Origin of the sequence: Bremerella sp. TYQ1 (assembly GCF_020150455.1) — a bacterium.
Lineage (GTDB): Bacteria > Planctomycetota > Planctomycetia > Pirellulales > Pirellulaceae > Bremerella > Bremerella volcania_A.
In genome coordinates, this window is record NZ_CP083740.1 from 1,667,863 (window position 1) to 1,692,056 (window position 24,194).

A 24,194-nucleotide genomic window follows, 5' to 3' on the forward strand; every position below is an offset into this window, starting at 1 on the left:
GTCCAGCTTTGGACGCGCTGAATTCACCTAGTCGTGAGCTGGGATATTAGACACCAATTTCGCACCAGGCTTCTCCCTCTTCCTCGAAGACTTCGTCAACGGAATCTTCGTAGTCTTCGGAAGGACTCGGTTCGTTCGGCATCCCTTCCCACGGAATTGCCGCCCACAATTCTTGGAAATCGTATTGCGATGGGAACAGATCTGGCTCTGGCGCGGGCTCCGAACTTTCCTCTTGGAATCTATAGTCCAGCAACAGCGGAGTGCCCAGTGGTATTGTCAATGCAGCCGATTCAACGGGCGTTCCGGAAGTGGATTCTCCTTCGAGCAGGAAACTAGCCGCTTGCTGCGAGGGAAGGGAAAGCGAAACAGGAATGGCCCGAATCCCCTGCGGCGTTGTCACAAAGATAGTCGAACCATCCGCAGTGATCGACATCTCGATGGTGCCAGTCAGAAAGAAACTGGAAAGCCCTTCACCGATCGGAAAGGTATCGAGCGTGGTAAAGTTGATCGGATCGTAGGCAATCACGACATCCTGATCAGAGTCGACAACAAACAGCAAGTCTTCGGTGGGATGAAAAACATAGCCACTGCTGACCCCCAGTCCCATGCTGGTCCTTGATGAAAGGTCCGTGCCATCGAAGATTTGGTCGATCAGCACAATGAGACTTCCATCGCTGTTTACTGCCGCCGGCCGACGGGTAATGGAACTGTTCAGATTCGTAGTGCTCGAGAAACTGTCCGTCGTTGCGTTATATGTGAAGATGGGGCCTGACGAAATGTTCCCCTCTCGGAAGAACACGACATTTCGGTCCGCACTGCGAAACATTTCCGTGTTGCCGGTCACGTCCTGCAGATTAGTAATCACATCCGTTGCGAGGTCGATCTGATGGATCGGTGTCCAGCCAGAACCACCGTAGCTGGTCGTGAAAAAGGCTTTTCCGTTGCCAGCGATGACGAGCTCGCGAACTCCTTGTTCGGCAAATTCCAACTCATAAATCAAAGCCGTTTTTTCTCCAGTGCTTAGATTAACCTTCCAAACGATTCCACCTGTCGGCCCGGTCACTCGGTCTCCGATATAGGCAAACTCGCCGTCAGGCGTAATATCCAAACCACTCGGATTGTTGGCGATTTCCGAGAAACTATCCAGCAGCGTCTGAGAATTGACATCCCAGCGATGCAGCGATCCATCTTGGGTCGTGACATAAAGGATGCCTGAGACCGGATCGAAAACATGATTGTGTACGTTCCCGAACGCAAGCAGCTCGCCGCCGGAACTTTCGGTAATGATATTCCACGGAATCGACGCATCGACCGCAAACGTGTTGCCAGCAAAGTCTTCAATGCCCGAACCGCTGGCAATAAGCGTCAGCTGGTAGTTGCCAACGGTATCGTTCACATTGGCAAGCCCTGAAATCACCCAAGTCCGGCCTCCATCGGTCGAGACAACTGTCTCGCTACCGGTAAGAAGATTTCCATCGCCATTCACCGTCAGGACGAAGTCATCCAGAGTGACGCCTGTTACTGGCTCATTGAAATGAAGCGTCAACGAGCCGACCGCGTTGTATCGGACCGAAGGCATTGGGGTAGCGAATGCTGCAAGTGGCGGAACCACATCACCATCGGCGACTGCCAGAGGAATTTGCCGCAGGCCTGAGTCGGTGGTCAGGAAAACGAGGCTCGCATCCTCGTTGATGGTCATTCGCTCGATACCTGAAATGTCTTCGCCGATCGGGAAGCTGGTAATTTCTGAGCCTGTCAGCGGATCATAGGCGACAATTTCATCACGTTCCGCGTCGGCCACATACAGGACGTCGCGTGTTGGATCAAAAACGTAGGCTATCGCATCGGGAAACCCGACGGTGTACGTCGAAAAGTCGCTCGAATCGACGACCGAGTTAAGAAATGCGATTAGGTTTCCGTCGCGACTCACCGCATCCGGCAAAGAGCCGACGAACATGCCCGTATTTGCAGCAGCAGGAAACGTTTGGCTATGGACGTCGTAGGTAAAGACTGGCCCGTTCGAACTATTCGACTCTTGGAAGAAGAGAATCGAACGATCCTCTCCTCGTGTGATGCTTGTATTTTGGCGGACGTTACGATGCGTAAAAAGCTCGTCGGTCACCACATCAATCGAGCGTAGTGGAATCGAGCTTGACCCAGCAAAACTTGTTGTGAAGTAAGCTTGCTCGTCCGCACCGATTTCGATGTCGAAAACACCCCGCTCTGCGCTTTCATAGTCATAACGGGTAACTGTCCTCTGACCGGTAACCAAGTCAATCTTCCAGACGAGTCCTTGCCCCATGCCGGTGGCGGCTTCTCCCACAAAGGCATACCGTCCATCGGCGGTGACGTCTAATCCACCAGGCAGGGCGACAACATCATTGATACTCGCCAACAGACGCTGTGCAGCGACGTCCCACCGCTGTAAGTCGCCATCTTCGGTGGTGATATAAAGGATTCCGTTGACTTCGTCGTAGACCTGATCTCGAATTCCTTCTATCGGAAGCAGGACGTCATCGGATTCGGAAATGGATCGAGTCCATATTTCGATAATATCGTTACCGAGTCGATTCCCAGCAAAATCCTGAATACTGGTGCCGTCCGAATCGATGTGCATGGTATACACGCCAGGCGTGGTCATCAGCGTTTCTGCACCAAACAAAATCCAAGTTCGGCCACCGTTGAGCGAGAACAACAGCTCGTTACCAGTCAGCAGATTTTCACCGCCATCGCGGCTGAAACGAATTTCGTCAAGCGTCAGGCCAGTAATGGGCTCGCTGAAATGTAACGTGATCCAGGGAAGGGCTTCGTCGATCGCATCGTTTTGAAATCGCAAGACACGACCTTCTGGGGCTTGAAGATCATGCGGATTGCCCCCTGGAAATGCCGTGGCTATCTGACGGATGCCGGTCACTGTCGTGATGAATAAGTGCTTCGAATCGCTACTAATCGACATCTCGACGCTCGCCGACACATCCGCGCCGATGGAAATTCGCCGCAGCAATTGCAACGTTCTGGCGTCGTGCACAAGCACCTCGTTACTTTCGATATCGACGCCATATAGCAGCGGGCGATCTCCATCGAACGTCAACGCGTACCCCAAAGTTCCCCCGATAAATTCATCACTCAACTGGGCGTTGAGCAGCGAATTATTGACGGCGACTTTCTCACCATTGGGGCTGACCGCTGCGGGCAAATTGCCGACGAAGCGATGCGTGTCGAGATAATCGGAGAAGGTATCGGTATTGGCGTTGTAAGTGAACGTGGGTCCCGACGAAATATTGCTTTCCTGGAAGTACAACAGCGAACGGTTCTCGCCGCGGGTAATCCCTGTATTCTGCCGGACGCCTCTTAGATTTGTCATGAGGCCCGTGGCTAAATCAATTTCGCGGAGTGGCGTCCATCCTGAACCGGCAAAGTCGGTCGTAAAGTAGGCTTTACCATTGGCAGCGATTGCCAGGTCGTAAACCCCTTGTTCGTTACCACTGCGTGCATAGGTTAGCGCCGTCTTGCTACCGTCGGTTAAATCAACTTTCCAGACGGTACCATGGGTTACCACCGCAACGGCATCGCCTACGTACGCATAAGCGCCATCAACGGTGATATCCAACCCACTTGGCTGCTGGGCGATGTCTTCGTAACGGGCGAGCAATACTTGGTTTTCGTAATCCCAGCGTTCTAGATGACCATCCTCGGTGGTGACGTACAAGATTTGATTTGCTTCGTCGAAAACATGATCGACGGCATCCGCAATGGCGATATCCATGCCTGCGGGCAGGGTGGACTCCGCTTCGGTCCAGGGAGTTGTCAGGCCGGGCATTTCGGCGAACAGTCTGCTTCCACGCTGAGAGCCGAAGCTAATCACAAACATCCCGTAATCGGCCAGGCTAACGCGGCCGTCGCGATTGTAGTCGAACTGGCCGGCCGTGCTGGAATAGTTGGGCTGACTAGGGTCGCTGGATCGCCCAAAATTTTCGACGAACTTCCCAAAGTCGGCCAAGCTGACTTTGCCGTCGTCGGTGGCATCGAACACAACCGGAGCAATTCGACTGTCAATGTTCGATTGAACGGCAAGGCCTGATCCGTTCGCGAAAAACGCGGATTCGAGCGTGAAGATCGTGTCTTGGAAATATTCGGGGAAATCAGTCACTCCATCCATCACCACGCCAACGCCATTCTCGACGCTGGGTGCATATTGAAGCGTGGCGACAAGAACACGATCGCCTGATTGGAAGCTGCTAAGATCCAATCCGTTGACGGTAACGACCGTTCGGTGCGATCCAAAGATCGTGTGCGTGCTGACGACGAAACTATCACCGAGCGTTTCTCCTTCCGTTGGTTGGGCATAGAGCTCCGGACTCGCGAGAATCTCGGTCGCGAAATTGAACGGGCCAGTGGGTGTATCGGAGCCGATCGTGTACCAAAGTTCGAGCTGAGCGGATTCCCATTCGTGTAGAGTCTCTGGCTGAAGAGGAGCGTTATGCGTTGTACCGACCGAGGTGGCAGAATCGGCGGAAGCGATTCGTGCCGAGAGCTCTCCACTATCACTACTGATTAAGTTGACATCGAACGAATACATAACCGACTCGCCGGCGGTGTCGGTTGCTTTGAGCGTGATCGTTGATGTGCCGAGAGTCTGTTCCGAAAACACCAGCAGCAAAGATTCCTCGCCCATCGACGGCGTGACGATGGCCGCGTTCGAGTTCGACTCCACCGAGATAGAAAGCGAGTCGCCGACGTCCGCATCGGAAAACACATAACTGACATCAAGCAGCCGGGCCGGAGTTCCTTGCTTGGCGGTGACGTCACTTAATGCAAATTCGACGACCGGCGGGCTGTTCTCCACCATCATGTCGCCGGCGAGCATCTGCCGTGCTTCGAGCTGCTGCATTTGTACCGTGTGGATTCGATTCGATGACAAACGGACCGAACGTTTCGTTCGCTTCTTGCGACCAGGGAAACGGCTCATCATGGCGTATTCTCTTGGAAATTCTTAGGCACTGGCAGGAACGATGATTTCGCGATGAATCTCGAAACCAACCCGTCCATTGGGCGAAAGCCTTGGCGAGAAGCAATGGACGGCATTCCCAAAATTGGCACCGCGACAAGGACCTCCCAAAGGGAGATGTCAGTCATCCCCTGAGAGAGCGGCATGTGCGATGTTAAAACCCAGCAAAGCGCGGGTCAATACATGGGTTGTAGCGATTATGCAGAAGATTTCGCGAAGAAGCCGCCGACGGCGCATGAAAAAACCTCTCGCCAACAACTGGAAAGAGGTTTTGATTGGAGTGGGCGATATTGGATTCGAACCAACGACCCCTGCCGTGTGAAGACAGTGCTCTAACCAACTGAGCTAATCGCCCTGGGGATTGCCTGCCTCCGAGTTTCAGCAGGGATACCACAGTATTGGATAACCACTGTATTAAAGTCGGACGCTCAGGCAGAAAGGTTCGCTGGAATCAGGCAAGTTCTGATTTCTCCGACGTCGACGATTGGGGAGGCGGCTCGAACTTGGGAGCACTTGCTTCTTCAAAATCGTCGTAGTCGTCGAACTGTGCCGGCGAACTCTTGGAACTATACCCGGCATTCACCGAATCCTCAACCTCCCTTGTCGCGTTATTAAACTCCGACTGGATGTCTGAGAGGCCTCGCTTGAAGTCGCCGTAGTGTTTGCCGAATGTCTTAGCGACCCCTGGCAGGTTTTTGCCGAACAGCAAGATGGCAATCACTCCGATGATTGCCATTTCCTGCATGCCCATCCCACCAAAAAAGCCGAGTAAAGTCGACGATGTTCCTAATTCATGCAACATGGAATGCTTCACTCCCCAGGGCAGTACTTTCAGAGGGTACTGCCGGTGTTTCTGCTGAAAAATGAACGCTTACGAATTACCGCAAGTTACGCCTTCGGCGCTTCGCTGTTTTCGCGATCGGCCGAATCGTCCGACGTGTCGTCCATTCCGCGTTTGAATTCGTTCACGCTTTGGCCCATGCTACGCATCAAGCCTGGCAGTTTTGTCGAACCAAACAGCAGCAAGAAGATCACCAGGATAATAATCATTTCCTGAGGACCGATGCCCATAAAACCGAAAAGTGCTAAACCATTCATACCGATCATGCTATATCCTCACACTCAAAGTAAGAGTATTGAAAATACACGCAAACAAGTCGGCGAAAGCGGGTCAGCACCCAGGTGGGTCTAACCAGAACCAAACTCGTGCGGTTCCCAAGATAAAAAAGCGGAACGTGTTAGATTGAATTCCGACACTCTATTCTATGCACGGACGCGACGCTGTCAAAGGGTCTCAATTTGGCACTTAGGCCGATCTACCGAGGAATAGCGACCGATGGTGCCGGTTTTTCGGCGACTCGGGGCTGTTCTGCCTCTAAATCGCGGTAGATAGGTAAGTAGCGAAAGTAAACTTCCAGTGATAACGCGGCCATTGCCGTCGAATAAACCCGACCGCCGTAGCCACCCCAGCGGCAATTTGGATCCCAGCTTCCGGAGTTTTCGCCTCCCTTAATCTGAGATCCAAGCAGCTTTGGTTGCAATTTATCGGCCCAACGCTTCCACGACTCATCCTGCATCTGGTACATCGCCAACGTGCCGTAGTACCAATAATAGAGATCGATGTCGTCCCGATTCGGTTCGTTCAGCATGACAAACTGCGTCGCCTCGTCGATTTGCTCTGGCGAATTCTCGATTCCGAGAAAAAATCGGCATGTCAGTGCTTCGGCCGTCATCGTGGGGCTGGCTTTCTCGCCAGGACGATAGGCCGCAAGCCCCTTCGATGTTCCCACCGAGGCTTCATCTAAAAACCGAGTCATCAAGTCGCGTGTCGTCTTATCGATCTCGATTCCCGATAAAGCCGCACTATGCAGCGCGAGAACCTGCCAACCAAACTGGCTCATGTCGCCACGATCGCCGGGATGGTATCGCCAGCCACCCATTCGAGGATGCTGAGCCGTAATCGTGTAGGCGAGTCCCCGATCGAGAAACGGCCGAATGCGTTCGTCCTTGGTCATCGCGTAGGCTTCGCTGATCGCCAACAGCGCCATCGCGTGGCAATACATCTTGGCGTAAGTTCCGGCCTGTCCTCCGAGACAGCCGTCGCGATGCTGATGATTGACTAGATATTCGAGCGCCTTTTGCACCGTGACTCGGTGCTTGCCCTCCAGGTGAGTGTAGCCTTTGCCTAGAAACGCGAGGGTCGCGAGCCCAGTGATGCCCATATCGGCATTATTTCCCGCACCGAGGCGATCATGCCCCGCAACTTTTGTTTCTTGCCCGGCTCCATGATGCACGGCATCCCAGCGACCATCGTCTTCCTGGTTGGCAGCCAGCCAGTCGAGCGCTGAATTGACCGCCGGCTCGATATCCTTCGAGCCTCCCATCATTTCAATCCATGACTCCGAATCCTCGACAACGCGTGCCTGCATAATCAAGGGAAGCGGTTGAGCATCCATGCGTGTTCGCGTTGCTCGGGGTAGTGGCAAGTTGCGAGCGGCCATCCGACTGGCCCACAAATCTTGCATCTGATTCCCTTTCAGCGAAGCCAACGTGGCATCCAATGCCGTCGAACCGGAACTCGATGCATTGCCGCGCGCCATCGCCTCGAGCTGATTAGTCGAGGCCAGCAATTGGTCACGTTCGCCTGCCAAAGCATCCGCTTCTTCCGTGGATGGCAACGATTCGCGAAGCATTTGCACATCGTTGGATGGATCGCTTGCCACCGGCGTTGGCAGCGGAGCCCTTCGCACTTGCGGCATGGCTCGGTCGATGCGATCAAGCTGTGGCATCGGCATTGGGCTTATTTGCTTTTCGACTTGAGCTGTCGATTTCGCAGGATCAGAGGGAGCCATCTCTTTGGCAGAAACCGGAGTTGACGGCGTTTCCAGTTCCGGTAGCGGTCCGGTCGGTGGAAGTTCGTTTTCAACGATTTGATCCAACGCAGGCTCCGGCATGGGAACATCCCAGACGCGCTGCGGTGCCTGAGGTATCGGAGGCTGGGGCAGCGATGGCATCGGTAGTTCGGGCGTCGGCATTTCCATCCGCTCTAGCGGTGTCATCATACCTTCGACAGGGGCAGGGGACATGGCAAGTTGGTCCCATGGCTTCACTTCTTTGCGAGCGTCCGCCTCTTCGGTTTGCTGAAAATCGATCTGGCTCAATCTAATGTTCACCGGAGCAGATTCGCCAGGCCCCGTAGGAGCAAACAAGCTGGTGACCTGAGCATAGGTCATCAGCAGCAAATGAGCGAAGATCGACAGGACGACGCACTTCGAGACCGGTCGAGCTTGTCCCCAGCGTGTCTGCATCAGGATCAGGAGCGACAACGTGATAAACGCCAAGCCTCCCCACAACACGCCCCAGACAATCTGCGAGGTCGTTTGACTCAGCTCAGCGATCAAGCAGAACGTCGACGGAAACACGCGTTACCTCCGTTCAGCCGAAAGCCGGACCGAGATAGCCATTTCTGCAATGCCTGCCTGGCGGACGGTCGTAAGTACGGTCGCCACTTGCTGAAACGGAACGTCGCTGTCGCCACGTACCAAAACGCCTAAGTCTTGATATTCTGCCTGGGAAGCGGCCAGATGCGTTCGAAGATCCTCCAGATTAACCTCTTGAGTTCCGAGCATCACACGGCCATCGCGAAAAATATTGATGACCTTCTTTTCCGGTGCCGCGGTCAATGCCCCCATGTCGCTCACTTGCGGCACATCGAGATCGACTGAACGTTCCATCTCTGTGAATTTCGAGCCAACCATGAAGAAGATGATCAAAAGAAATAAGATGTCGATCATCGGCGTCAAGTTAAGCGCCGGAGCTTCGTCGTTGTGCGTTTTAAGCGGCATGACCGTCTCCCGGATTGGGTGTGGCTAGGCCGCTTTCGCGGTGGAACGAGACGCACGGCGCGAAGGAGACTTCTTCTTTTCTTTCCAGCCGTCGGATGCAATTGCATTGACCACTTCCTGGCCGTGAGCGTCGATTTCCATGATCAGGCGATCGACCCGTCCAGAAAAGAATAGATAAGCAATTAGCGCCGGCAACGCGACCGTCATACCTGCCGCGGTGGTCAACAAGGCCTGGCTAATCCCGCTGGCCAACAATTCTCGCTGTCCGGCAGCTTCTCCATTGGCGGCAATTGCGTTGAAAGCGCTGATCATTCCAAGCACCGTCCCCAGCAAACCGAGCAGAGGACTGATGGTGCTAATGCCGTTGAACAGTCGCAAGTATTGCCGCAATCGCGAAGTCGCTCGTTCGCCGGCGTCGAGAATTGCCTGCTCGACTTCCACACAACTGCGTCCCCACTTTTTAACCGCCGCAGCAAAGACTTCCGCGACAGGGCTTTGATTCTCTTCACACAAAGCAAGAGCTTGATCTTGATCGATGCGACCTTCTTTGACTTGTTCAATGAAGCGTTTCACGAATGGACGAGGAATCACACGTCCGCGACGCAAACTGATGGCACGTTCAAAAACGAAAACCAACAAGATGATCGAGCAAAGCCCGATGGGGTACATCAGAAGTCCGCCATCCCGAAAGACCTGCAGCAAGTTCTTTGTGGGAATCGGATCGCCTTCGGTAAGCGCCGGCAATCCTTGCGGTAGCGGTGCCGGTTCGACAGGCCCTTGTGCCGATGCGATCGCAGGCAAGCCTACGACAACCATCGCGAGCAACAAATTCCAACCGATGACTTTCGCGAAACGTGAGGCACGAATCCATTCTACCCCAGGACGAATCATTTACTTGGTCCTCGCTGCTTCGAGTTGAGCTTGTTGCGTTCGTTGTCGCACTACGCTCAGGCGTGTTTCCGCCTCCGGAGCAAAAGGCGTTGACTCGAAATCAGTGCGTACTTCCGTGTAGTACTGATTTGCCTTTTCCCAGTTCTCTTGAATTTCGTGGCACTTACCGATCTGCAATAAGGAAGCGGCTTTCCATTTCGGAAAACGATCGAATGAAGTCGCGACTTGAGCATAGGCTCGGATCGCCGCATCGTAGTTCTTCTGATGGAAGAATGTTTCACCGATCATCCACTGAGCCATCGCAGCCGTTTCGCTCTTTCCGGCAACCGTTGAATTCACCACTTTGGTGTAGGCGGCACGGGCCTGTTGAAATTCACCTTGGCGGGCCAAGCAACGCCCGATGAGATAATCAAGCTCGTGAGCCTGGGCGAAATCAGGGTATTTGTCCCCAATTGCAATCGCTTTCTCGTACGCTTTGTCCCAATCGTTTTGATGGGCATGAATCTGAGCCAAACGCATTTCGGCGACCGGCAAGCTTTCCAGCGTGCGGCCTAAATTGTCGGTCAGTAACTGCTGGAACTTCGTTTGAGCTTCGGCGAACTTTTCCGAACGGAAGCGAGCCTCTCCGCTCCAGAACATTGCCATGCTATGCAACGGTTCTTCTGCGACCGAATTGGCTACGGCATCCATGTGCTCAATGGCAAGCGACCAATTTCCGTCCTGGACTTCGACCTGACCGAGCATGTATTGCCCAAACTGAGCCACTTTGCTGTTGGCTTTTTTCTCGAGCAACTGCTGTAAATAGACACGGGCTTTCTCGGTGTCGCCGGCTCGGAGTGCGGCCTCGGCAAGACGATAAGTCGAGTCTTCCCACAAGTCGCTGTCTTTGAATTTCTGAAAGATCTGCTCGAACGCATCGAGAGCGTCTTGCTCTTTCTTTTGATCCATGCGGACCCAGGCCAATCGATACCAAAGGTCTTCAGCTGGCAAGACAGATGGTGGGTCTTGAGTCAGCTTCACCAGAATTGCTTCTGCTTCTTCATCACGCTGCAATTGATCTAAGATCGTTGCACAGCGAAGTTGAGCATGAGCGGCCAGCGGATCGGCAGCATGATGCTCGATTAAACGCTTGTATCGCTGTAGCGCGAGCTCCAAGTCGGCTTCTTCCAACTGTTGGGCCTGTTGATACATGGCTCCAACAGCGAGCGGGCTGGAAGGATTCTTTTCCAGCAATTCATCCAGTGTTTTCGTTGCCGCGGTCGCATCGGAACTGGCCAACTGGCACCAAGCCAATCCGGCAAGTCCTTGCTCCACCATCTTTTCTGGATTGTCTTTGGCGGTCATCTCTTGATAAAGCGACTTTGCCCAGGCAATTTCGCCACTGCGGTAGGCCGCCCCAGCGATTTGAGCGACTTCGCTTAGATAGGCTCCTGTCGCGATATGACGACGATCGACCTGGCTCCATGCCGCTTTCGCATCTTCAATCCGATCGCAGTGGAGCAGGGCAGTCGTTCGCCGAAGCTGGGCAAGATTTCGATGTTCGGTTGCCGTAAGCTCCTTCAATGACTCGTCCAACGTCGAGACGGCAGCGGTCCAATCTTCGTTCTGGCTATGAATCAAACCCAGCAGCATCAGTGACATGCCACGGAAGGAACCAGACTTCGCTTCCACCGATTCTTCCAGAATTTGCTTAGCTTCGTCTTTCTGGGAAAGAGCAAACTGCGAAACGGCTTTTAAATAGGCGTGACGATCGGGCTGGAGATACTTGGCATCGACCGCTGGAAACTCAACTTCGAGTACCTTCAACGCTTCGGCATGTGAATCGTGCCGTTGCAGCTCGGTGGCGAGTTTAAGCTGCCCACGGACGGTCAGCCTGGTCGGTTTCTCCATCTGCGCCAATTGATTCCATGCCTCTTGTGCAGCGGCAAGATCGCTTTGACCTAGATGAATATCGATCAGTTGATAGTAGGCTTCGTCCGCCCAAGTCGAGTTCGGCCAAGTAGCGACCTGCTTGCTTAGCAGCTGAATGGCCTTTTCCGAATTGCCCTGAGCCAGCGAAATCTTCGCGGTGAGGTAATGGACTTCGTCCTGGAATTCCGGCAGGCCCTCGCTTGTCTGAAGTTGCTCAAGGCGCTGTAGTGCGTTTGGCCAATCGCGTACTTGATAGTAGGTTTTCGCGATCCAGAAGCTGGTCTGATCGGCCAACTCTGGTTTTTCAGTGGCAGCGAGATCGAAGCGGTTAACGGCACGACGGTAGTTACCGGCTTTGAATTCCGCGATCCCAGCTTCCAGTGGTACCATACCCGGAGAGTACTTCCCAGGATGCTGCTTCAAATCGATGAGGACCTGCTCGTAAGTCAGGCTCGCTTCTTTCCATTGATTCGATGCACCATACGCCCTGGCCAGCCCCAAGCGTGCCTCCAAGGTGGTTTCCGTAGAAACGGCCGCTTTCACAGCCTTGTTGTACATCAGGATAGCGTCGCCCCACTGCTTTCGATTCGCAGCAATTTCAGCGAGGTACGGATATGTGTGGGGGATGAGGTGGCTGTTCTTGTGTTTGCCTTGGAAGATGTCAAAGGCATTCTTGGCCGCTTCGTCCTGTCCAGAAAGCGCGTAGCATTCGGCAACGCGAAACTCTGAGTGTTCGGCGAAACGATGTTCCGGCAGCTTGCTGAGAAACAGCGTATAGGCTCGCAGTGCTTCCTCGTGTCGTGAAAGCTGTACAAGCGATTCGCCACGGTAGAAGTGGATGACACCTACCTGGGAATGGTCGGGGTGATCCTGCAGGAACGTATCGAAGGCGCTGAGGGCCTGCTTCCAGTCACCACGCGAGTAGTGAAACGAAGCGATTCGATACTGCTCCGTCGCCGTTTCGGCTCGGACCATACCGCTCCCCGTCGCAACGAGGGCGAGAACAACAATTAACCAATGCGTTTGAAAAGGGGGTTTCATTCCTTGAACCCGTGCGGCAGTCTCGATCCTTGAGAACTGTGAGCGTTTCGCGGCGGATCATATCCGCAAGCATCGCTTCAGGTGAAGAGCGTTCCGCGTAAAGAACGGGACCACTCTGACTCTTCTTAGGAAATCGTCCTGCCTGAAGCGCGGAGTTTACCTGAATTCACCCCAGGGCAATCGATTTCACAGAACCGACACGAAAGCGATGTCATGGCTAGCAAGCAAGCCCCGGCAATCTGAGGCATTGCCACATGTGTTTCGATGTTGGCGCAAAAGAAAACCTCGCCCCAGTTCTGTGGCGAGGTTCTCATTGAAATCAGATTTTCAGGCGAACAATTACTTCGTTTCGGGAAGCGTCTTGATACGCAGATTGCGGAATTCGACTTTGTCGCCGTGACCGAGGAAACCAATGTGCCCCTTGGTGGTCTTCAGGCCAGGATGTTCTTGACCATCGAGCGTTGGTTTACTGCGAATCTCTTCGAGATCGGCATTCAGAATCTCGGTGCCGTTGAGAACGACTTTGACCGTGTCGCCATCGACGGTCACTTCCTGTTCGTTCCATTCGCCGATTGGCTTCTGGAAACCTCGCTTAGCAGCAGCTAGTCCATAGAGCGAACCGTGGTACTGGTATGGCTGGAGCTTTTCGTACTTCTTGGCCGTGTTATCCAAGATCTGTAGTTCGTATCCCATGTAGGCAGCGTTGCCCGAAAGTGGAGCACGAATGCCGAGACCGTTGTTGGCACCTGGCGGAAGTTTGAATTCAAAACGAAGAACGAAGTTGGCGTATTCTTTTTCGGTGTAGATGTTTCCGCCACCAGCGGTTGGGTCGCAGACGATGCTGTTGTCTTCTACTTTGTAGCCCTTGGTGTTACCCACCCAGCCATCGAAGTTCTTGCCGTTGAAAATTGAAACAAAACCATCTTCGGTCTCAGCAGCGGAAGCAGAAACAGCCGAGCCTGTCACGATGAGGCCCAGGACCAAGGAAGCCAACAGAATACGCATGGTGTGATTCTCGTAATGTGGTGAGGGAAATTTGGCGGGGTTCAATTAAGAAATATTCTGCGCGAGATATCACATGGCGTCAAAGAGTTCCCCAGTTATTTTTCTGGGCATTCCCCGATGGTTTTACCTGACATCAGGAATCGCTTATTCTGCGCGTGTCCGTCGCCAGGCACTTGGCGTCACATCGCGCATCTTGCGAAACGCGCGGTAGAACGTCGAAAGCTCTGCGAAACCGCACTCAAACGCGATCGATGTAATCGGGCGATCGGTTGTTTCCAGCAGCTTACAGGCATGCTCGACCCTGAGTTCCTGGACATAGTTCAACCAAGTTTGACCGGTGACGCCTCGGAACAGCTGGGTGAAACGACGACGCGGGATACCGATGCTGCTGGATGCCTCGTCGATGGTCGTCGCCTCGAAAAAGTGTGTATCGAGGTGACGAATGTATGCGACCATCTCGTCGACGCCTGGCTCTTGAGAGAGGTCTGTCAGCCCCTCCGCCTTGTCGACACGATGATTGGCAATCAGGGAAAGGATTTCCAAACCGTTGGAAACCATTGCCAGCGGCGTTAGCGGACTGTTCTGCAGCTGCTGATACAGAAGCCGTCGTAGCCGTCGCTCAATTCGCTGGGCGAAATGAGCCTGGCGAGGCAACAGTCCCAGTGGCAGTGCCGAAAGTGCGTGCGGATCAAACGTCAGAAGCGAGCGATGCACACACAGCACATAGCAGGAAATAGGCGAATTCGGAGAGTCTTCGATTCGATTCTTACGCCCAGGAAGCACGACCACCATATCACGAGGAGCTACGTCATAGCACTCCTCAGCGACGTGGACTCGCCCACTTCCCGAAATCACGTAAAGCACCTTCACGAAATCGTGAACGCGGAACTCCATCTCGAAGTCCGGCCCATGATGACTTTCGAGAATCAAGACACCCCACGGCGGCAGGGTCTCTTCCAAGGCGCGATTTGTGAGTGAAGGCGTCAAATTCAACATGGGCCCATGGTGGCTTGAAGGGGAGAAACGCTCCCTAACCTATTTCAAATCGGCCTTACTATAACCCAGATTTGGCAATAGGTGAAACATCGTGAAACCGTTTTCATCAAGATAAATCCCTCAGTTCCACGAAAAAAGCGTCGAATCCGCTTAGGATCCGACGCTTAAGTGTAGCTTCTAAAGTGCCTGGAGTCAGCTTACAGGGCCGCGTGCTGGGTAGGACCGACTGGGCCTGGCAGGTCTTCCTGGATGTTACCCACACGGTGCAAGTGGTTGTGGTCGATGTAGATCACCTCGCGGGTGTCTTCGTCTCGCAGGGTGTGCGGGAACGGCCATCCAATTCGCTTCACTTCGGTGTAATAGACGGTGCACTTGTAGTGAGCGTGGTGCAACTGGACAGGGCCGACCAATGGCATGACTCGCGGTGGATCGACGTAGTCTGCGATCTTTTCCTTCACGATTCGCACGTTGTTACGCTGAACTTCGTGCAGAAACGGCAAACCGCCTTCAACTGGGCGAGCACGTTCCAGGGCACGCATCACCTCGTCGTCGCTTGGTGGATCCAATGCAACGTGTGGAGCCCCAGGAGGAATCGGAGGCAGAATCGGAGCACGATCGTATCGTTCGTGTTCGTGGAACTCGTCTTCTTTGTTCTTCATGTGGTAGGGCGAAACAGGGATCGGGAACAACAGTGGCCCCAAGTAAGGACCCTGAGTTGTACAGCCGGTGCTGCTCAATGCGGACAACCCCACACCCAAGATCAAGCTGAGCTTAAGAATGCTTCGTTTCATCGTTTTCCTCAATGCCTTCCAGGGCGATTTAGGGCATGGCCCTTATGAATCCGACCCACCGGATTTCCACTTCCACCATGAAGTGGCTGCTTATCTGTAAGTAGTTATCGTGTGAAGCTGTAACAAACTTGCGGCTTTTTCCGCCTGGCCCGAAAATTCCAGCAATGACACCACCAGCAGCCGCTAGCACACCTAGTTCCCGGCCTATCCAGGCAGCAAAAAAGCCTTCGCGAATGGTGCGAAGGCTTTGAGGGGGCACCCCGCCTGAACGATCCGTCAGGCGAGGCGGCACTCTTTCTAATTCGGTTTAGAACGAGTTGTGACGACGGGCTTTGAAGTCCAGCGTCCACCAACCGTCTTTCCATTCCATTTCGACTTTACGCCATCCCAGTGGGACTTGTGGGTAAGGGTAGAATGGACCGATGTACGGCCAAGCTTGTGGCGAGTACTGCTTAGGATAGGTCACCGCAGCGTAGTTCGGGTGAGCTGCGTAAGCAGGCCAAGCGTAACCAGGCATGTGTGGGTGATCGTAACGAGCTGGGCGGTAGTAACCGTAGCCGTACTGAGCTGGGTAGTAAGCTGGTGGAGCAACGGCGGCCATTGGCTGTTGAGCCATGCGTGCATGGGCATTAGCAGCGGCAGCGTTGTTGTTCGCAGCGACCTGGTAGGCTGGAGCCTGAGCTGGCATTGGTCGTGGCTGACCAGCAGGAACTGGCTTCAGCTGACGAATTGGTGCCGCAGGCGTTGGCTGATTCGCCATAACGCTTTCATCGGCACTTGGCTTTTCAGCACTGACCGGCTGAACAGGCGAGAAGCTGAAGTCGCCTTGTGGTTCCAGCATTGGCTCTTCGATCATTTGTGGAACTTCTGGCAGTTGCTGAGCAACTTGTTCCATCCGTGGCTGAGCGGCTGGCTTGACTTCTGGCTGCGGAGCAGGCTTAGTCAGGTCGGCAGCGGCCAGATCGCGAGGAGCTTCAGCAGCTTCTGGCATGACAACAGCGTTGCCTTCGATACGAATCGCATCGACAACACGCTGAACACCGGAGACGCGACGTGCGACGTCAACGGCCAGGTCATGCTGCTGAGGGTTCGAGACGTGGCCTTCCAGCCAGACGACCCCTTCTTCGACTCGCAAACCAATATTGAAGCCCTTCAGGCTTCCTTCCGACTTTTTGGCTTGCAACTGCTTCACAATGGACTGGGCAATTTCGGTATCGCCACCCATTGCGATCGCAGGGACGGCCATGAAAGCCGCAATGATCGCCAAACGAATTAGACGTGACATCGTCCCCCCTCCTAGGAAATTCTTCTTCACGCGATGATTACTGCGATCCAGCGAATGGTCCCGCTACGGGAAGCGGCCGAAGCTGGAGTCTGTTTTCAATCCACAGGATTTGCTTGCAATAACGCAGATACCGTTCACAGCGGTACTGCCTTCCCTTCATTCGGCTAACGATTGGTCCTAAAGGCAGTGTTTTTTCGATTTTGCCAGTTAAAAGGACCGAAATACGGCTCGAAGGTTTACCTAATCGTTACTACCGGCGCACTAAAAAAGCCTCCGCGAATCCGCAGAGGCTTTTGTCGATTGAGCAGCCGAGCTTAGTGATGCTTTGGCTTCTTGTGCGACTTGAAGTCGAGGTACCAGTAACCGTCGTCCCATTCCAGGGCAACTTTCTTCCAACCTGGTGGAATCTGCGGATACGGATAGTACGAGCCTGTGTACGGCCAAACGGCTGGGGCATTGGTTTTCGGATAGTTCATCGCTCCGAAATGAGGATGACCACCGTAAGCAGGCCCCTGATACGCTGGCAAATTAGGACCATGGCCATGATGGCCGAACAGGTGCGGGTGATGCCCATATCCAGGCGGACAATATGCCTGACCGCCGTAAGCAGCTGCAGGCATCGCCGCATTATGATTGACCAAAACCGTGTGCGAGCCATCTTGCTGTGGCATCGCTTCTTGCGACATCGCCGTTGCAGGCAAAGCCAGGGCGCCCAGCATCAACGCCAAATGTAGGACCGACAAACGCATTGCATTCTCCCGATAGTGCGCGGCGATTTCACCACGTTACCGAGCGTTCCGGAGCACATGCTTGCCATATCTCGGCCAGCTAAACACCACCGCTCGGGTCATAGACATAAATTGACCTAGAGGGTATTTCGGCACATGAGAGGTGCCAGAAGTAGAAAATTTTCCAATTCTGCCAGTTGCAACACAAATTCAGGCAGAATCAATTGTGACAGTCATGAACTCCAAGGTTCAAATCTGCCGAGTTGGCTTTGTCGCACTTGGCTCAAAGACGCAAATGACGGCCAAGATGACATACAAGATGCTTCCAGCGAGCCAGAAACCAGAGCCACTAGTGATCTCGTGCACCAAATGAACAGTCAGCACCAAAAAGCACGTTACCGAAGCAATCTGGGCCAGCTGTCGATTGTACGCATCCTGAGCAAATCGCACCCAGACAACACTTAAGCCAGCACATACGTAGAGCAGGGCAGCAAACCACCACACCTGCAGCGGAATATGAAAGGGAAACATCCGCGGTCCAATCCTTGGGAATATTCTTCGAATTCATTTCGAGCAGGCCAAGTTTTACTAAAGCCGAGCCGCTTTCCAAATACGAATTCGCAATTCTTAGCAACAAAAAAAAGCACGTCCCGAACCACGAGACGTGCCCTGTGCTTGTTATCGTCATCCATCGACGAAAACTATTTGATCAACTTGCCTAGCTCGGTGTCGAGTTGCGAGATATGCAGGCTACGGCTGATGACTTTACCGTCTGGGCCAACCAGAATCATCGTCGGCAAAGTCAGCACGCCCATTTCCAGGGCATAACGACTATCCAGGCCACCATCTTCGTACAGTTGCGGCCAGGAAAGACGATTGGCACCCAGGAACTGCTTCAGTTCGTCTTCGCTGGAATCGAGGCTAACCCCGACCAACTGAAAACCACGAGCACCATACTTGGCTTGCATCTGACGCATCACGGCCATGTCATCCTTGCAAGGCTCGCACCATGTCGCCCAATAATGAACGAGCAGGGCTTTCCTCTTAAAGGCGGCCGAATCAAGCTTCTTGCCGTCAACAGTTGTACCACGAATGACAAACGGTTGACCGACAGCATCCAAACGGCGAATTGCCCCATTGGCTTTATCGCCCAAGACCGACCCAGAGAAGTCGGCACGAATTCGCGTGTACCACTTTTTGGCGTCCTCTTCTTCGCCTGCGAACTCATGAGCGATAGCCAACTGCATCATCGCTTCGGCCGCATCTGGGCTCTTCGGATAGGTATCGATGAACGTCTCGAGCTTTGCCAACCAGGCTTCCTGGATCTTGGCATAGTCGGCTTTCGGATCCTGGAACTGCTGGGTGTAAGCCGCCGACATTTCGCGGAACCGAACATAAGCAGCCAAATCGCTCTTCGGTGCCGACTTTTCAACCTGATCGGCGAGCGATTGAAGTTGATCCAAGCCTTGGCTTAGTTCTCCCGTCTGAATTCCGCCGCTCAACGCGTCGGCCAGCTGCTTAATCCAGTTCTCTCGCATTTCATCGTCGTTGGCCGCAGCAATCACCTTCTTGATGACGCCGACACGGTCCATTGCCAACTTTTCACGCTGCTCTGGCGTCGTTGCCTGACCCATTTTCTGGTCCAAGACTTCCAGCGAGTTCAAGATCTCTTGAATTTCGCCACCAGCGGCCATGCCTCCCTGGGCAGCTGCAGGGTTCCCGGAATAGCTGACCGAGAAGAAATAGCCCTGCGGATTCGCAGCGACGTCCGCAGCACCAGGGGCACCCACGGGAGCACCAATTAATCGCCATGCGTCACCGATACGGACAATGGTTCCCAGTTCGATCTGGCCATGTTCGCCACCGGTTTCCAGCACTGCGATGGCATTTTCATAAACGACGAGATCTTGCGAGACACCATCAGTTCCAGCAGGAACCACGCCAGGACGAGTCGCACCAAAGTGAACCCACTTCGTTGTTCCATCGATCGCTTTTTGTTGCCGAGCCCAGGCAGCAAATTGATCGGCGCCTTTCTCGACTTTTTCAGCAATGTCTTTCGCACGCTGTCCGGTCAGCCCCAAGGAAGCCAATTCTTTGCCTGTCGGCAGAAGGACTTCAAAACGTCCTGCGTCGCCTGTTTTAGTGGCTTCGACCAGTTCAGCGGAAACTTCTTCCGCTGAGATCATCTTCCACTGATCGACCAGGCCATCCTCATCTTCATCTAAACCCCAACGCGTTCCACCCATACCGAGCCATCGGTATTGATCTGCTTTGCCGTTGAAGTCGGTATCGATGTCTCGGTAAACCTCGACACCATCCCGATAATAGGACCAAAGATCGACCTTCTTGTCGTTGTTGGTATCCAGAAAGACACGCAGACGCTCGCCGTTAGGCCCCGTAACGACCCAACCGGTCGCATTACCGACCTTTTCCGCACCGATCTGGCACTTGGGAATCTGGCTTGCATCAGGCGTCTGATAGTCAACGTTGTCTTGAATGGGCTGCAACTGCAAAGCCTGCTCTGCGGTAGGCCCAGCAGCCCAAGCTGCGGAACCGCAAACCATGCCTAAGCCCAGGGCCATCGCCCATCGAGCCTTGTGACTCTTCATTCCATACATCCTTGTCTTTAAAAATGCCGCAAATGCTTGTGACAGCAATTCTTCATTGCTTGCGATAGCTGCGGGTGATTATCCACAATATGCTCATTGAAATCACCACCAGTTTTTTGCGGCTGAGGCGGGTCTTCTCCCCGAACATTCCAAGCTGTTTCGGGTCTATTTCCATGAAGAACATCCTATACGTAGATGATATTTGGACGGTTCCCGCAGATTTTGGCCCGCCCCCGTTTGACAGATCTTAAACGGCCGATAGAATTTGCTACTTCCCGTTCGAGGCAGTTGCCTCAATAGGGCGTATAGCTCAGTTGGTTAGAGCGCGTCGCTGATAACGACGAGGTCCCAAGTTCGAATCTTGGTACGCCCACTAGACGACTTCAGGAAAGTCTCCTAAAGTAGTCGATCCCAGTTAAGGGGCTGTAGCTCAGTTGGGAGAGCATCTGCTTTGCAAGCAGAGGGTCGCAGGTTCGATCCCTGTCAGCTCCACTTTCGAGGCCAATAACCATTGCGATTAACGGCCTCGGAAAAAATCTCTCGAAACTTTTTCGAGGGGCCCTTTACAAAGCAAATTTGCTGAGTAAACTTTGACGCTTCCCAGTTGGGAAACACTTCTAACTGATCGCAATGAAACGGAGTTCATTGAACTCTTTTTCATTCCGCTCAGCGGAAGACGACAAGGCTTTCAGCCACGTCGAAAATGATCTTTGACAATTTGGTTGGTAGATGGCATTTGCGTGACGAAGCGAATGTCGAGCTTGGGTTTTGCCTGAGCTCTGCAAAAACTTCGTTGCGACATAAACGATGCAATTTCATAGAGTTATGGTTATTACCAAAAAGTGTTGCTCTTGATTCAGCTTTGGCTAAATCAGGGCAGTGCCGATTTTGAGTGGTAGCCGTTCTTAAAGAGAATCTCGATGTCTGTCGGGCGTCTTTCCAAGTTCAACCTGAGAGGGTTGGCAAGTGAAAACGTCACGCAGCATTGTGAATCGTTACAAGATCGGATCTCAGTGATTGGCTCTTAGACAAGTCAATCACATTAGGTAGTCCGAAATAGTTTGGTTGTTCAAGTTTGTATGGGTGTGCTAACCCTAAGCGAGCTTTGAATATTTGTGGTCAAGCTATTAAGGGCACATGGGGGATGTCTTGGCATCAGAAGACATGGCGTGGAAGACTGCGATAAGCCTGGGGAAGTTGTCAAACGAACGTTGATCCCGGGATTCCTGTTCAACCTAGGGAACTGAAACATCTAAGTACCTAGAGGAGAAGAAAGAAAAATCGATTCCGTCAGTAGCGGCGAGCGAACGCGGAATAGCCCAAACCTTGAGGATTTTCCTCAGGGGGTTGTAGGGCCTCTCATATGGAAGTTACAAAATCACCGACTAGCCGATATGACATGGAAAGGTCAACCATAGAGGGTGACAGTCCCGTAGGCGAAAGACGAGTGATCTTCCGAGAGGTACCTGAGTAGGTCCAGTCACGTGAAACCTGGATTGAATCTGCGGGGCCCATCCCGTAAGGCTAAATACTCTCTGATGACCGATAGTGAACTCAGTAGCGCGAGTGAAAGATGAGAAGAACCCCGACAAGGGGAGGTATGTGAACCTGAAACCATGTGCCTACAAGCGGTCGGAGCCCGATTTATGGGTGACGGCGTGCCTTTTGCATAATGATCCGGCGAGTTACCGTCTGCGGCAGGTTAAGGCCTTACGGGCTGTAGCCAGAGGGAAACCGAGTCTTAATAGGGCGTTAGTCGTAGGTGGTAGACGCGAAACCAGGTGATCTACCCATGAGCAGGTTGAAGCGCGGGTTATACCGCGTGGAGGACCGAACCCACTTAGGTTGAAAACTGAGGGGATGACTTGTGGGGAGGAGTGAAAGTCTAATCAAACCTGGAGATATCTCGTTCTCTCCGAAATAGCTTTTGGGCTAGCCTTGAGCCACTACATACCGGGGGTAGAGAGACTGAATCGGTTTGGGGCCCTTCCCGGGGTACCCTGCTGGACCAAACTCCGAATACCGGTATGACTATCTCAGGAGTCAGTCCGCGAGGGATAAGCTTCGCGGTCGAGAGGGAAACAACCCAGACCGTCTGCTAAGGTCCCCAAGAGATGCTCAGTCACTAAGGAAGTTGAATTGCCGAGACAACCAGGATGTTGGCTTAGAAGCAGCCACCATTTAAAAAGTGCGTAACAGCTTACTGGTCGAGCAATTCTGCGCCGATAATGAACGGGAGTAAGCATTTCACCGAAGCAGCGGATTCGAAAGAATGGTAGGAGAGCGCCGATCGTCAGATACGAGCCGTACCGTAAGGAGCGGTGTTGGGGCGATCGGGTGATTATGCCGGAATGAGTAACGATAAAACAGGTGAGAATCCTGTTCGCCGAAAGCCTAAGGTTTCCTGGGGAAGGCAATTCCGCCCAGGGTTAGCCGGTCCCTTAGTCGAGGCTGAAAAGCGTAGACGATGGACAGCAGGTCAATATTCCTGCGCTACGGTTGTGGACTGATGGAGGGACGGCGTTTCAAAGGTGATCGGACTGGTGGAACAGTCCGTGGGCTCTAGCAAGGTGAGGAATAGGTAAATCCGTCCTCGTAAGCCAAGTTAGAGTGCTGACTCTTCGGAGGTAATCATCAGCGGGACGTCCAAGAAAAGCTTCTAAAGGTTGAAGCAACTGTAACCGTACTAAAACTGACACAGGTAGGCGGGTCGAGAAGACCAAGGCGCTCGGGAGAACGGTGGTTAAGGAACTCTGCAAAATGGCCCCGTAAGTTCGCGATAAGGGGTGCCCCTGGCGGTTCACGCTGCTGGGGGTCACAGTAAATCGGCTCTGGCAACTGTTTATCAAAAACACAGGACCCTGCCAACTCGCAAGAGGATGTATAGGGTCTGACGCCTGCCCGGTGCCGGTAGGTTAAGGAAGCGGGTGCAAGCTCTCGACCGAAGCCCCGGTAAACGGCGGCCGTAACTATGACGGTCCTAAGGTAGCGAAGTTCCTTGTCGGGTAAGTTCCGACCTGCATGAAAGGCGTAATGACTGGAGCACTGTCTCAACCACCGACCCGGTGAAATTGTAGTCGTGGTGAAGATGCCACGTTCCCGCAGTTAGACGGAAAGACCCCGTGAACCTTTACTGTAGGCTGATATTGGTCTGAGATATGTTTTGTGTAGGATAGGTGGGAGGCTTTGAAGTTTGCACGCCAGTGTAGATGGAGCCATCCTTGAAATACCACCCTGAATATGTTTTAGCTCTAACCTAGAATTTCTGTGAATCCAGACTAGGAACAGTGTCAGTTGGGCAGTTTGACTGGGGCGGTCTCCTCCCAAAGAGTAACGGAGGAGTGCAAAGGTACCCTCAGCCTGGTTGGTCATCAGGCATAGAGCGCAATGGTAGAAGGGTGCTTAACTGTGAGACCCATAGGTCGAACAGATACGAAAGTAGGTCATAGTGATCCGGTAGTCCCGTATGGAAGGGCTATCGCTCATCAGATAAAAGGTACTCCGGGGATAACAGGCTTATCGCATCCGAGCGTCCATAGCGGCGATGCGGTTTGGCACCTCGATGTCGGCTCATCACATCCTGGGGGTGAAGAAGCTCCCAAGGGTTCGGCTGTTCGCCGATTAAAGTGGTACGTGAGCTGGGTTCAGACCGTCGTGAGACAGGTCGGTCCCTATCTGCTGTGGGCGTACGAAACTTGAGGAGATTCTTCTTTAGTACGAGAGGATTTGGAAGGACGTTCCTCTGGTGTCCCAGTTGTCATGCCCGTGGCACGGCTGGATAGCTATGAACGGAAAGGATAAACGCTGAAAGCATCTAAGCGTGAAGCCCGCTCCAAGATTAGGTTTCGTAAGTACTTTGTACGAGAGTCCCCTGGAAGACGACCAGGTTGATAGGCCAGATGTGTAAGCTCAGTAATGAGTTCAGCTAACTGGTACTAACGGACGAATGCTTGACCACTTATATTCAACGCTCACTCGTTTGAGCAAACTTGAATACCAAGTGACGATTCACAAGGTTCTCAACAAACCATCGAACGTGTTCGCAAACGCAAACACCTCTACCAAACCAAATTGAGCTTCGTGA

15 protein-coding genes, 3 tRNA genes and 1 rRNA gene are annotated in these 24,194 nt (G+C 53.2%); 3 read left to right on the top strand and 16 right to left on the bottom strand.

The window, feature by feature from the left end:
- Nucleotides 1-46 precede the first annotated feature (46 nt).
- From LA756_RS06195 to LA756_RS27120, 16 genes are all read right to left on the bottom strand, one after another.
- The gene (locus LA756_RS06195; protein WP_224439007.1) at nt 47-4,972 is read right to left on the bottom strand and encodes an EF-hand domain-containing protein; all 4,926 of its coding nucleotides are present in this window, start codon (nt 4,970-4,972) and stop codon (nt 47-49) included.
- Between the two features lie 317 nt (nt 4,973-5,289).
- Nucleotides 5,290-5,363 (bottom strand) — tRNA-Val (locus tag LA756_RS06200).
- Between the two features lie 96 nt (nt 5,364-5,459).
- On the bottom strand, nt 5,460-5,810 hold the full coding sequence (locus LA756_RS06205) for a twin-arginine translocase TatA/TatE family subunit (protein WP_224439008.1): 351 nt from the start codon (nt 5,808-5,810) through the stop codon (nt 5,460-5,462).
- An 86-nt stretch (nt 5,811-5,896) separates the two neighbouring features.
- Nucleotides 5,897-6,115 (bottom strand): twin-arginine translocase TatA/TatE family subunit, encoded by a 219-nt coding sequence (gene tatA / locus LA756_RS06210; RefSeq protein WP_224439009.1) that lies wholly within the window; start codon nt 6,113-6,115, stop codon nt 5,897-5,899.
- Nucleotides 6,116-6,324: 209 nt separating this feature from the next.
- Entirely contained in the window at nt 6,325-8,430 is a 2,106-nt protein-coding gene (locus LA756_RS06215; RefSeq protein ID WP_224439010.1) for a hypothetical protein, read from the bottom strand.
- Between the two features lie 3 nt (nt 8,431-8,433).
- Entirely contained in the window at nt 8,434-8,853 is a 420-nt protein-coding gene (locus LA756_RS06220) for a biopolymer transporter ExbD (RefSeq protein WP_224439011.1), read from the bottom strand.
- 24 nt (nt 8,854-8,877) lie between these two features.
- The gene (locus LA756_RS06225) at nt 8,878-9,744 is read right to left on the bottom strand and encodes a MotA/TolQ/ExbB proton channel family protein (protein WP_224439012.1); all 867 of its coding nucleotides are present in this window, start codon (nt 9,742-9,744) and stop codon (nt 8,878-8,880) included.
- Entirely contained in the window at nt 9,745-12,696 is a 2,952-nt protein-coding gene (locus LA756_RS06230; protein ID WP_224439013.1) for a tetratricopeptide repeat protein, read from the bottom strand.
- Between the two features lie 339 nt (nt 12,697-13,035).
- Entirely contained in the window at nt 13,036-13,701 is a 666-nt protein-coding gene (locus LA756_RS06235) for a DUF1080 domain-containing protein (protein ID WP_224439014.1), read from the bottom strand.
- A 144-nt stretch (nt 13,702-13,845) separates the two neighbouring features.
- Nucleotides 13,846-14,697: an AraC family transcriptional regulator gene (locus LA756_RS06240; RefSeq protein WP_224439015.1), complete on the bottom strand. Its 852-nt coding sequence runs from the start codon at nt 14,695-14,697 to the stop codon at nt 13,846-13,848.
- Between the two features lie 197 nt (nt 14,698-14,894).
- Entirely contained in the window at nt 14,895-15,488 is a 594-nt protein-coding gene (locus LA756_RS06245; RefSeq protein WP_224439016.1) for a hypothetical protein, read from the bottom strand.
- A 307-nt stretch (nt 15,489-15,795) separates the two neighbouring features.
- Nucleotides 15,796-16,773, bottom strand: a complete 978-nt coding sequence (locus LA756_RS06250) for a BON domain-containing protein (RefSeq protein WP_224439017.1) — start codon at nt 16,771-16,773, stop codon at nt 15,796-15,798.
- Nucleotides 16,774-17,087: 314 nt separating this feature from the next.
- Complete coding sequence (locus LA756_RS06255) at nt 17,088-17,522, bottom strand: hypothetical protein (RefSeq protein ID WP_224439018.1); 435 nt, start codon at nt 17,520-17,522, stop codon at nt 17,088-17,090.
- Nucleotides 17,523-17,750: 228 nt separating this feature from the next.
- Nucleotides 17,751-18,032 carry a hypothetical protein gene (locus LA756_RS06260; RefSeq protein WP_224439019.1) on the bottom strand — a complete coding sequence of 94 codons (282 nt, stop codon included), beginning with the start codon at nt 18,030-18,032 and terminating at the stop codon, nt 17,751-17,753.
- A 170-nt stretch (nt 18,033-18,202) separates the two neighbouring features.
- Nucleotides 18,203-20,110 carry a redoxin domain-containing protein gene (locus tag LA756_RS06265; RefSeq protein ID WP_224439020.1) on the bottom strand — a complete coding sequence of 636 codons (1,908 nt, stop codon included), beginning with the start codon at nt 20,108-20,110 and terminating at the stop codon, nt 18,203-18,205.
- Between the two features lie 52 nt (nt 20,111-20,162).
- Nucleotides 20,163-20,285: a hypothetical protein gene (locus tag LA756_RS27120; RefSeq protein ID WP_261362091.1), complete on the bottom strand. Its 123-nt coding sequence runs from the start codon at nt 20,283-20,285 to the stop codon at nt 20,163-20,165.
- Between the two features lie 124 nt (nt 20,286-20,409).
- Here LA756_RS27120 and LA756_RS06270 point away from each other — a divergent pair.
- From LA756_RS06270 to LA756_RS06280, 3 genes are all read left to right on the top strand, one after another.
- Nucleotides 20,410-20,483: transfer RNA gene (locus LA756_RS06270), tRNA-Ile, on the top strand.
- 46 nt (nt 20,484-20,529) lie between these two features.
- A tRNA-Ala gene (locus LA756_RS06275) sits at nt 20,530-20,602 on the top strand.
- Nucleotides 20,603-21,227: 625 nt separating this feature from the next.
- Nucleotides 21,228-24,068: ribosomal RNA gene (locus LA756_RS06280) — 23S ribosomal RNA — on the top strand.
- Nucleotides 24,069-24,194 lie beyond the last annotated feature (126 nt).

Excerpts from the sequence above, each read along its gene's own strand:
- LA756_RS06195 (WP_224439007.1), bottom strand. The coding sequence starts at position 4,972 with ATGATGAGCCGTTTCCCTGGTCGCAAGAAGCGAACGAAACGTTCGGTC.
- LA756_RS06205 (WP_224439008.1), bottom strand. The coding sequence starts at position 5,810 with ATGTTGCATGAATTAGGAACATCGTCGACTTTACTCGGCTTTTTTGGT.
- tatA (WP_224439009.1), bottom strand. The coding sequence starts at position 6,115 with ATGATCGGTATGAATGGTTTAGCACTTTTCGGTTTTATGGGCATCGGT.
- LA756_RS06220 (WP_224439011.1), bottom strand. The coding sequence starts at position 8,853 with ATGCCGCTTAAAACGCACAACGACGAAGCTCCGGCGCTTAACTTGACG.
- LA756_RS06225 (WP_224439012.1), bottom strand. The coding sequence starts at position 9,744 with ATGATTCGTCCTGGGGTAGAATGGATTCGTGCCTCACGTTTCGCGAAA.
- LA756_RS06230 (WP_224439013.1), bottom strand. The coding sequence starts at position 12,696 with ATGAAACCCCCTTTTCAAACGCATTGGTTAATTGTTGTTCTCGCCCTC.
- LA756_RS06235 (WP_224439014.1), bottom strand. The coding sequence starts at position 13,701 with ATGCGTATTCTGTTGGCTTCCTTGGTCCTGGGCCTCATCGTGACAGGC.
- LA756_RS06240 (WP_224439015.1), bottom strand. The coding sequence starts at position 14,697 with ATGTTGAATTTGACGCCTTCACTCACAAATCGCGCCTTGGAAGAGACC.
- LA756_RS06245 (WP_224439016.1), bottom strand. The coding sequence starts at position 15,488 with ATGAAACGAAGCATTCTTAAGCTCAGCTTGATCTTGGGTGTGGGGTTG.
- LA756_RS06250 (WP_224439017.1), bottom strand. The coding sequence starts at position 16,773 with ATGTCACGTCTAATTCGTTTGGCGATCATTGCGGCTTTCATGGCCGTC.
- LA756_RS06255 (WP_224439018.1), bottom strand. The coding sequence starts at position 17,522 with ATGCGTTTGTCGGTCCTACATTTGGCGTTGATGCTGGGCGCCCTGGCT.
- LA756_RS06260 (WP_224439019.1), bottom strand. The coding sequence starts at position 18,032 with ATGTTTCCCTTTCATATTCCGCTGCAGGTGTGGTGGTTTGCTGCCCTG.
- LA756_RS06265 (WP_224439020.1), bottom strand. The coding sequence starts at position 20,110 with ATGAAGAGTCACAAGGCTCGATGGGCGATGGCCCTGGGCTTAGGCATG.
- LA756_RS27120 (WP_261362091.1), bottom strand. The coding sequence starts at position 20,285 with ATGGAAATAGACCCGAAACAGCTTGGAATGTTCGGGGAGAAGACCCGC.